The 9,081-nt window shown below is 72.3% G+C and carries 6 protein-coding genes; 3 read left to right on the top strand and 3 right to left on the bottom strand.

From position 1 onward, the window contains the following. Nucleotides 1-68 precede the first annotated feature (68 nt). Nucleotides 69-2,384 carry a heavy metal translocating P-type ATPase gene (locus tag ACFP3U_RS36415; protein WP_380230065.1) on the top strand — a complete coding sequence of 772 codons (2,316 nt, stop codon included), beginning with the start codon at nt 69-71 and terminating at the stop codon, nt 2,382-2,384. A gap of 81 nt (nt 2,385-2,465) precedes the next feature. Here the strand turns inward: ACFP3U_RS36415 and ACFP3U_RS36420 are convergent, their stop codons facing one another. The 3 genes from ACFP3U_RS36420 to recD2 all read right to left on the bottom strand — a co-directional run bounded on the left by ACFP3U_RS36420 (nt 2,466) and on the right by recD2 (nt 7,392). Next, a complete protein-coding gene (locus tag ACFP3U_RS36420; protein WP_380230066.1) occupies nt 2,466-3,185 on the bottom strand; it encodes an SDR family NAD(P)-dependent oxidoreductase in 720 nt (239 codons plus the stop codon). Nucleotides 3,186-3,703: 518 nt separating this feature from the next. After that, complete coding sequence (locus tag ACFP3U_RS36425; RefSeq protein WP_380230067.1) at nt 3,704-4,993, bottom strand: citrate synthase; 1,290 nt, start codon at nt 4,991-4,993, stop codon at nt 3,704-3,706. Between the two features lie 224 nt (nt 4,994-5,217). Beyond that, entirely contained in the window at nt 5,218-7,392 is a 2,175-nt protein-coding gene (recD2, locus tag ACFP3U_RS36430) for an SF1B family DNA helicase RecD2 (RefSeq protein WP_380230070.1), read from the bottom strand. Nucleotides 7,393-7,633: 241 nt separating this feature from the next. Between recD2 and ACFP3U_RS36435 the strand changes: the two genes are divergently transcribed. Together ACFP3U_RS36435 and ACFP3U_RS36440 are read left to right on the top strand one after the other, a co-directional pair. Continuing rightward, the gene (locus ACFP3U_RS36435; protein ID WP_380230068.1) at nt 7,634-8,425 is read left to right on the top strand and encodes a VOC family protein; all 792 of its coding nucleotides are present in this window, start codon (nt 7,634-7,636) and stop codon (nt 8,423-8,425) included. A 139-nt stretch (nt 8,426-8,564) separates the two neighbouring features. Then, nucleotides 8,565-9,017: a GNAT family N-acetyltransferase gene (locus ACFP3U_RS36440; RefSeq protein WP_380230069.1), complete on the top strand. Its 453-nt coding sequence runs from the start codon at nt 8,565-8,567 to the stop codon at nt 9,015-9,017. Nucleotides 9,018-9,081 lie beyond the last annotated feature (64 nt).

The raw sequence follows: 9,081 nt of genomic DNA on the forward strand, positions 1-9,081 counted from the left end.
ACTCCCGGACCGGTCACACCATACGAATCAGCGACCCGCGAAGTACGGGTCTAGGAGCTGATCAGCACATGAGCACCTCCACCCCGGGCTCCACCTCCCCGGACGCGGCGGCCGCCATAGCCGGCCAGGACGGTTCCACCGCCGTCCGCGACCGCGTCGAGCTGTCGATCGGCGGCATGACCTGCGCCGCCTGCGCCGCCCGGATCGAGAAGAAGCTCAACCGGATGGACGGCGTCGAGGCGACCGTCAACTACGCCACCGAGAAGGCCAGAGTCGACTTCGGGCCGGACGTCAGCGTGGCCGACCTCATCGCCACCGTCGAGAACACCGGCTACACCGCCGAACTCCCGCCGCCGCCGGTGCCCGCCGCGCCGGCCGAGACCCCGGCCGGGGCCGCCGCCCGCCCCGAACCCGCCGACCCGCTGCTCGACCGGCTGCTCGTCAGCGCCGTCCTCAGCCTGCCGGTCGTCCTCTGGTCGATGATCCCGGCGCTCCAGTTCACCAACTGGCAGTGGCTGGCCTTCGCCCTCACCGGCCCCGTCGTGGTCCACGGCGGCCTGCCGTTCCACCGCGCCGCCTGGACCAACCTCAAGCACGGCGCGGCGACCATGGACACCCTGGTCTCGCTGGGCACCCTGGCCGCCTTCGGCTGGTCCTTCTGGGCGCTCTTCTGGGGCGACGCCGGCATGCCCGGGATGCGGCACGAGTTCTCGCTCTCGGTCGGCGACACCGACGCCTCGTCCATGCTCTACCTGGAGACGGCCTCCGCCGTCACCGTGCTGATCCTGCTCGGCCGCTACCTGGAGGCCCGCTCCAAGCGCCGCGCCGGAGCCGCCCTGCACGCCCTGCTGGACCTCGGCGCCAAGGACGTCGCCGTCCTCCAGGGCGGCCGCGAGCTCCGGCTGCCGGTCGACCGGCTGACCGTCGGGACCCGCTTCGTGGTCCGCCCCGGGGAGAAGATCGCCACCGACGGCGTGGTGGTCGAGGGCGCCTCCGCCGTCGACGCCTCGATGCTGACCGGTGAGTCCGTGCCCGTCGAGGTCGCCGTCGGCGACACCGTGACCGGCGCCACCGTCAACGCCGGTGGCCGACTGGTGGTCGAGGCCACCCGGGTCGGCGCGGACACCCGGCTCGCCCGGATGGCCCAGCTCGTCGAGGACGCCCAGAGCGGCAAGGCCGCCGCCCAGCGGCTCGCCGACCGGATCTCCGCCGTCTTCGTCCCGGTGGTCATCCTCATCGCGCTCGGCACCCTGGTCGCCTGGCTGCTGACCACCGACAGCGCGACCGAGGCCTTCACCGCCGCCGTCGCGGTGCTGATCATCGCCTGCCCGTGCGCCCTCGGCCTGGCCACCCCGACCGCCCTGATGGTCGGCACCGGCCGCGGCGCCCAGCTCGGCATCCTCATCAAGGGCCCCGAGGTCCTGGAGAACACCCGCCGGGTCGACACCGTCGTCCTCGACAAGACCGGCACCGTCACCACCGGCCGAATGACCCTGCTCGCCGTCCACACCGCCGAGGGCGTCACCGAGGACGAGGCCCTACGCCTGGCCGGCGCCCTGGAGCACGCCTCCGAGCACCCGATCGCCGCCGCCGTCGCCGCCGCGGCCGCCGAGAAGCTCGGCCCGCTGCCCGCCGTCGAGGGCTTCGAGAACCTCCCCGGCCTCGGCGTCCGGGGCGTCGTCGAGGGCCGCGCGGTGATCGCCGGCCGCGCGACCCTGCTCACGGACGACGGACCGCTGCCCGCCCCGCTCGCCGAGGCCGGGCGCGCCGCCGAGGCCGCCGGGCGGACCGCCGTCACGGTCGGCTGGGACGGCGCGGCGCGGGCCGTGCTGGAGGTCGCCGACGCGGTCAAGCCCACCAGCGCCGAGGCGATCGCCGAGCTGCGCGCCCTGGGCCTGCGGCCGGTGCTGCTCACCGGCGACAACCGGGCCGTCGCCGAGGCGGTCGCCGCCGAGGTCGGCATCCCCGCCGAGGACGTGTACGCCGAGGTGCTGCCCGAGGACAAGGTCGCCGCCGTGGAGATCCTCCAGGCCGAGGGCCGGGTCGTCGCCATGGTCGGCGACGGCGTCAACGACGCCGCCGCCCTCGCCCAGGCCGACCTCGGGCTCGCCATGGGCACCGGCACCGACGCCGCCATCGAGGCGAGCGACCTCACCCTCGTCCGGGGCGACCTGCGCACCGCCGCCGACGCCATCCGGCTCTCCCGCCGGACCCTCGGCACCATCAAGGGCAACCTGTTCTGGGCCTTCGGCTACAACGTGGCGGCGATCCCGCTCGCCGCCGCCGGCCTGCTCAACCCGATGATCGCCGGTGCCACGATGGCCTTCTCCTCGGTCTTCGTGCTCACCAACAGCCTCCGGCTGCGCCGCTTCCGGGCCGCCTAGGGTCCTCCAAAACCGGTGAGGGGCCCGTACCGCGCGGACGCGGTACGGGCCCCTCACCGGTTCTCCTCGACGGACCGCCGCTCAGCGGCCGAGCAGCTCGCCGCCGTTGCAGTGCAGGATCTCCCCGGTGATGAACCCGGCCTCCGGCGAGGCCAGGAAGTGCACCGCCGCCGCCACCTCCCCGGTCTCCCCGATCCGCCCGAGCAGCGTCCGGGCCGCCCGCCGGGAGACCTCCGCCTCGTCCAGCCGCGGCCCGAAGAACTCGGTGCCCGCCACGGTGCCCGGGGCGACGATGTTGGCCGTGATGCCCGAGGTGCCGAGCTGGGCGGCCAGGAAGTGGTTCCAGGCGTGCAGCGAGGCCTTCGCCGCCCCGTACGAGCCCGCCCCGCGCAGCGCGGCGATCGAGCTGATGGTGACCACCCGGCCGGAGCCCGGGGTGATCCGGTCCCGGATCGACTCGGTGAGCATCACCACGGTCAGCACGTTGCGCTCGAAGTCGCCCCGCCAGCGGGCCAGCAGGGCGTGCGGCCCGGCGCCGATCACGGTCTCCCGGCTGCCGGCGTTGTTCACCAGCACGTCGACCCGCTCGGGCAGTTCGGCGAGCGCGGCCTCCACCGCGTCCGGGTCGGCGAGGTCGCAGACCAGCGGGGTCACCTGCGGCCCGAGGGTGGCGGCGGCCTCCTCCAGCACCGCGCGCCGCCGGCCGACGATCACGACCTGTTCGCCGACCTCGGCGAACCGCCGCGCCACCTCGTACCCGATCCCCGTGCCACCGCCGGTGACAACCACGTTCCTGGTCATCCGCGCACTCCCTCCCCAGCTCCGCCGCCACGCTGCTAGGTGCGGGGCGGTCCGTACCGGAATGCCACGATTCCTATCACGCTCGGTTGCCGTGACTGCGGGGAGGGTGACGTCGCCGCCGCCGGAAGGTGTGGTATGGGGTCGGCACCGCACGCACACGGAGCGTGGCGAGAGGCAGCTCACACCCCCCGGGCGTAACTTCTCGCACGCTGATACGTCTTAGGTTGGTAGTGCGGCAGTTTTTCCGGTGGGCCGAGACGTGGCGAACGGCACAGCGTCGACGCGTGACCACCACTGTCGCCGACGGGGCTCCGGCGGGCCCCGGGTCGGTCGCCGAGGTTGGCGGCCTTCGCGCACGGCGCCGGGGTGTGGCGGGGCCAGGGACGCTTTGAGCGGCCGTCCCGGACCCACAGCCGCCCCCGGAGTCGTGCGCCGGACCTGTGGAAAAAAGACCGAGGGCCCGGCCGCAGGAGTGCGGCCGGGCCCTCGTGGCACGGTGTCAGGGCGTACGCCTGGCGTCAGCGGCCGTCGATCTCGACGTAGTCGCGGATCGCGGTGCCGGTGTAGATCTGGCGCGGACGGCCGATCCGGCTGCCCGGGTCGTTGATCATCTCGTGCCAGTGGGCGATCCAGCCCGGCAGCCGGCCGAGGGCGAACAGCACGGTGAACATGCTGGTCGGGAAGCCCATGGCGCGGTAGATCAGACCGGTGTAGAAGTCGACGTTCGGGTAGAGCTTGCGCGAGACGAAGAAGTCGTCCTTGAGCGCGTGCTCCTCCAGCTTGAGCGCGATCTCCAGCAGCTCGTCGGACTTGCCGAGCTGGCCGAGCACCTCGTGGGCGAGCAGCTTGACCTGCGCGGCGCGCGGGTCGAAGGCCTTGTACACGCGGTGGCCGAAGCCCATCAGCTTGACGCCGGCCTCGCGGTTCTTGACCTTGGTGATGAAGGCGTCGACGTCGCCGCCGTCCTTCTGGATGCTCTCCAGCATCTCCAGCACGGCCTGGTTGGCGCCGCCGTGCAGCGGGCCCCAGAGCGCCGAGATACCGGCCGAGATGGACGCGAACTGGTTGGCGTGGCTGGAGCCCACCAGGCGGACCGTGGAGGTCGAGCAGTTCTGCTCGTGGTCCGCGTGCAGGATCAGCAGCTTGTCCAGCGCGTTGACGATGACCGGGTTGAGCTCGTAGTCCTCGGCGGGGACGGCGAACGTCATCCGCAGGAAGTTCTCGACGTAGCTCAGGTCGTTGCGCGGGTAGACGAACGGCTGGCCGACCGACTTCTTGTACGCGTAGGCCGCGATGGTCGGGAGCTTCGCCAGCAGCCGGACCGTCGACAGGTGGCGCTGGGCCGCGTCGAACGGGTTGTGGCTGTCCTGGTAGAAGGTGGACAGCGCGCCGACCACCGAGGACAGCATCGCCATCGGGTGGGCGTCCCGCGGGAAGCCCTGGAAGAAGCGCTTGACGTCCTCGTGCAGCAGGGTGTGCTGGGTGATCTCGCGGTTGAACTCCGCCAGCTGGTCGGCGTCCGGGAGCTCGCCGTTGATCAGCAGGTAGGCGGTCTCGATGAAGTCGCCCTTGGCGGCGAGCTGCTCGATCGGGTAACCGCGGTACCGCAGGATGCCGTTGTCGCCGTCCACGAAGGTGATCGCGGACTTGTAGGCGGCGGTGTTGCCGAAACCGTTGTCCAGGGTGACCAGGCCGGTCTGCGGGAGCAGCTTCGAGATGTCGAAGCCGGCGTTGCCCGCAGTGCTCTCGACGACGGGGTACTCGTACTCGCCGTCCTGGTACCGCAGTACTACCGAGTTGTCGCTCACGTCTTCCTCACCGACGAAATGAATCCTCTTCCAAGGTGCCCTGACTGTCTCTACCATCCCCCATCCGGCGGACAGCCGCGCACCCGGGGTGGCCCGAAAGGGCCCGCCCCTACAAAACCTGCCGCCACAGCCGGTACGAACCGGACAAGATCGGCACCCCACCAGGCTCTGCCGTAAATCTCTTCACGTCAAGAGAACAATAGAGGCAACCATCCCTTGGAGAATCATCCAGCCGCCAGCCGGTGATCGAGGGCGGCATGCCTCCGACCTGCGCTGACACTGCGAACCGCCTGCGCGATCGCTTTCCGTGACCCCACCAGCACAACGAGTTTTCGGGCCCTGGTCACCGCCGTGTAGAGCAGATTTCGCTGAAGCATCGTCCACGCGGACGTGGTGACCGGAATCACCACCACCGGGTACTCGCTCCCCTGCGACCGGTGGATCGTCACCGCGTAGGCGTGCGCCAGCTCGTCCAGCTCGTCGAAGTCGTACGGCACCTCCTCGTCCTCGTCGGTCAGCACCGTCAGGCGCTGGTCGTCGACACTGAGGGACGTCACCACTCCCACGGTGCCGTTGAAGACCCCGTTCCGCCCCTTGTCGTAGTTGTTGCGGATCTGCGTGACCTTGTCACCTACCCGGAACGTCCGCCCGCCGAACCGCCGCTCCGCCAGCCCCTCCCGGGCCGGCGTCACCGCCGCCTGCAGCAGCGTGTTGAGGTTGCCCGCCCCCGCCGGGCCCCGGTGCATCGGCGCCAACACCTGAATGTCCCGCCGGGCGTCGTACCCGAACCGCTGCGGGATCCGCCGCGCCACCACGTCCACCGTCAGCCCCGCCGCCCGCTCCGCGTCGTCCTCCGCGAACAGGAAGAAGTCCGGCAGCCCCTCGGTCTGCGGCGGCAGCCCCTCGTTGATCCGGTGCGCGTTGGTCACCACCCCCGACTGCTGCGCCTGCCGGAAGATCCGGGTCAGCCGCACCGACGGGATCGGCCCGCCCTCCGCCAGCAGGTCCCGCAGCACCTCCCCGGCCCCCACCGAGGGCAACTGGTCGACGTCCCCCACGAACAGCAGGTGGGCCCCCGGCGCCACCGCCTTGACCAGCTTGTTCGCCAGGATCAGATCCAGCATCGACGCCTCGTCGACCACCACCAGGTCCGCGTCCAGCGGCCGGTCCCGGTCGTACGCGGCGTCCCCGCCCGGCCGCAGCTCCAGCAGCCGGTGCACCGTCGAGGCCTCCACCCCGGTCAGCTCCGCCAGCCGCTTCGCCGCCCGCCCGGTCGGCGCCGCCAGCACCACCTTGGCCCGCTTCGCCAGCGCCAGCGCCACGATCGACTTCACCGTGAACGACTTGCCGCAGCCCGGCCCGCCGGTCAGCACCGCGACCCGCTCGGTCAGCGCCAGCCGCACCGACTGCTCCTGCTCCGGCGCCAGCTCCGCCCCCGTCCGGCGCGCCAGCCAGCCCAGCGCCGCCGGCCAGTCGACGTCCGCGAACCACGGCATCCGGTCGGTGTCCGCCCGCAGCAGCCGCAGCAACTGGTTGGCCAGCGAGATCTCCGCCCGGTGGAACGGCACCAGGTACACCGCCGTGACCGGCTCGCCGCCCTCCCCCGGCACCTGCTCGCGCACCACCCCCTCGGCGGCCACCAGCTCCGCCAGGCTGTCGATCACCAGCCCCACGTCCACCTGGAGCAGCTTCACGCCGTCCGCGATCAGCCGCTCCTCCGGCAGGTAGCAGTGCCCCTGGTCGCTGCTCTGCGACAGCGCGTACTGCAGCCCCGCCTTCACCCGCTCCGGGCTGTCGTGCGGGATGCCCACGGCCTGCGCGATCCGGTCCGCGGTGAGGAAGCCGATGCCCCAGACGTCCGACGCCAGACGGTACGGCTCGTTCTTCACCACACCGATCGAGCCGTCGCCGTACTGTTTGTAGATCCGTACAGCCAGCGAGGTCGAGACCCCGACGCCCTGCAGGAAGACCATCACCTCCTTGATGGCCTTCTGCTCCTCCCACGCGGCCGCGATCTTCTTCGTCCGCTTCGGCCCGAGCCCCGGCACCTCGATCAGCCGGCCCGGCTCGTGCTCGATCACCTCCAGGGTGTCCACCCCGAACCGCTCCACGATCCGCTCGGCGAACCGCGGCCCGATCCCCTTGATCAGCCCCGACCCCAGATAGCGCTGGATGCCCTGCACCGTCGCCGGCAGCACCGTCGTGTAGTTCTCCACCACGAACTGCCGCCCGTACTGCGGGTGCGAGCCCCACCGCCCGTGCAGCCGCAGCGACTCCCCCGGCTGCGCCCCGAGCAGCGCGCCCACCACCGTCAGCAGATCGTTGCCGCCGCGCCCGGTGTCGACCCGCGCCACCGTGTAGCCGGTCTCCTCGTTGGCGTACGTGATCCGCTCCAGCACGCCCTCGACCTGGGCGAGCTGGCGCGGCGGCGCCTGGCCGCCCCCGGTCGCCGCTCCGGTCGCAGCGCCCGTGCCCGTGCGCGCCGCTGTCTGCCTGGCCACCGGGCCCCCTATCACCGTGCGGGACGACTTCCGCTACGCACCGTACCGCCCGGGTGCGACATCCCGGGCGGGAGTGCCAGGCTGGGACGAACCGGAAGGGGGAACCGGGCCCACCGTCGAAGTCGAAGGAGTCGGAACCATGCTCACCACCGCCTTCCGGCCCGGCACGCCCAACTGGCTCGACCTCGCCACCCCGGACACCCCGGCCGCAGCCGTCTTCTACACCGAGGTCTTCGGCTGGACCTTCACCCCGGGCGGCGCCGAGGCCGCCGACTACGGCTTCTTCCGCCAGGACGGCCGGACGGTCGCCGCCGTCGGCCCCCGCACCGCGGACCGGGACCGCGCCGCCTGGACCGTCTCCTTCCGCACCGTGGACGCCGACCGCACCACGGCCCTGGTCCGCGAGGCCGGCGGCCGGGTCCGCTTCGCCCCCTACGACGTCCTCAGCAGCGGCCGGACGGCCGGCTACACCGATCCGACCGGCGCCGACTTCGCCGTCTGGCAGCCGCACGACCTCCGCGGCCTGGACACCGTCTCCGAGCCCGGCAGCCTCTGCTGGACGGAGTGCTTCAGCGTCGACCCCGAGGCCGCCAAGGCCTTCTACCGCACGGTCTTCGGCTGGCAGGAGCAGGACGTCCCGGTCGGCGAGGAGCTGTACACCGTGCTCACCCCGCCCGGCGGCGGGACCGCGGACGCGCACGGCGGGATCTGCCCGATCCCGCCGGAGGCGGCGGCCGGCGGCATCTCCTCGCACTGGCTCCCCTCCTTCGAGGTCACCGACGTCGACGCCCTGCTCGCCACCGCCGAACGGCTCGGCGCCACCGTCCGGCTCCCCGCCGAGGACGTCCACGGCGTCGGCCGCCTCGCCCGGCTCGTCGACCCGCACGGCGCGGTCTTCGCCGTCATCACCAGCGCCCAGCCGGGCGCGTGACGTCGAATCACCCCCGTAGAGGGCCGCTACGGCCGTTCTGGGGCGTTTGCCGCGCGGGGTCGGTGTGGCGGGGGCGGGGCCCTCGGGGCGGGCCTGAGGGTCCCTTCTGCGGTGTAAGGGCCTCTTCTAGGGTGTGATCATGAACGAACTGACGATCCGCCGGGCCACCGGCGACGACCTGCCGGCCATCGTCGCCATGCTCGCCGACGACCCGCTGGGAGCGACCCGGGAGAGCCCTGACGACCTCACCCCGTACCGCACCGCGTTCGACCGCCTGGACGCCGACCCGCACCAGCACCTCGTCGTCGCCGAACGCGCCGGCCGGACGGTCGGCACCCTGCAACTGACCGTCGTCCCCGGCCTCTCCCGGAAGGGCGCCACCCGCACCATCATCGAGGGCGTCCGGGTGCACAGCGACGAACGGGGCAGCGGACTGGGCACCGAGCTGATCCGCTGGGCGGTCCAGCGCTCCCGCGAACTCGACGCCCAGCTCGTCCAGCTCACCTCCGACATCACCCGCACCGACGCGCACCGCTTCTACGAGCGCCTCGGCTTCGTCCCCTCCCACCTCGGCTTCAAGCTCGCGCTCTGAAAAGGCGCGTAATCGGGTAGGAGGGCCGGGTCACCCGGCCCTCCTCCCACACCACCGGACATGC

This window comes from Kitasatospora misakiensis, from assembly GCF_042656005.1.
GTDB lineage: Bacteria > Actinomycetota > Actinomycetes > Streptomycetales > Streptomycetaceae > Kitasatospora > Kitasatospora misakiensis.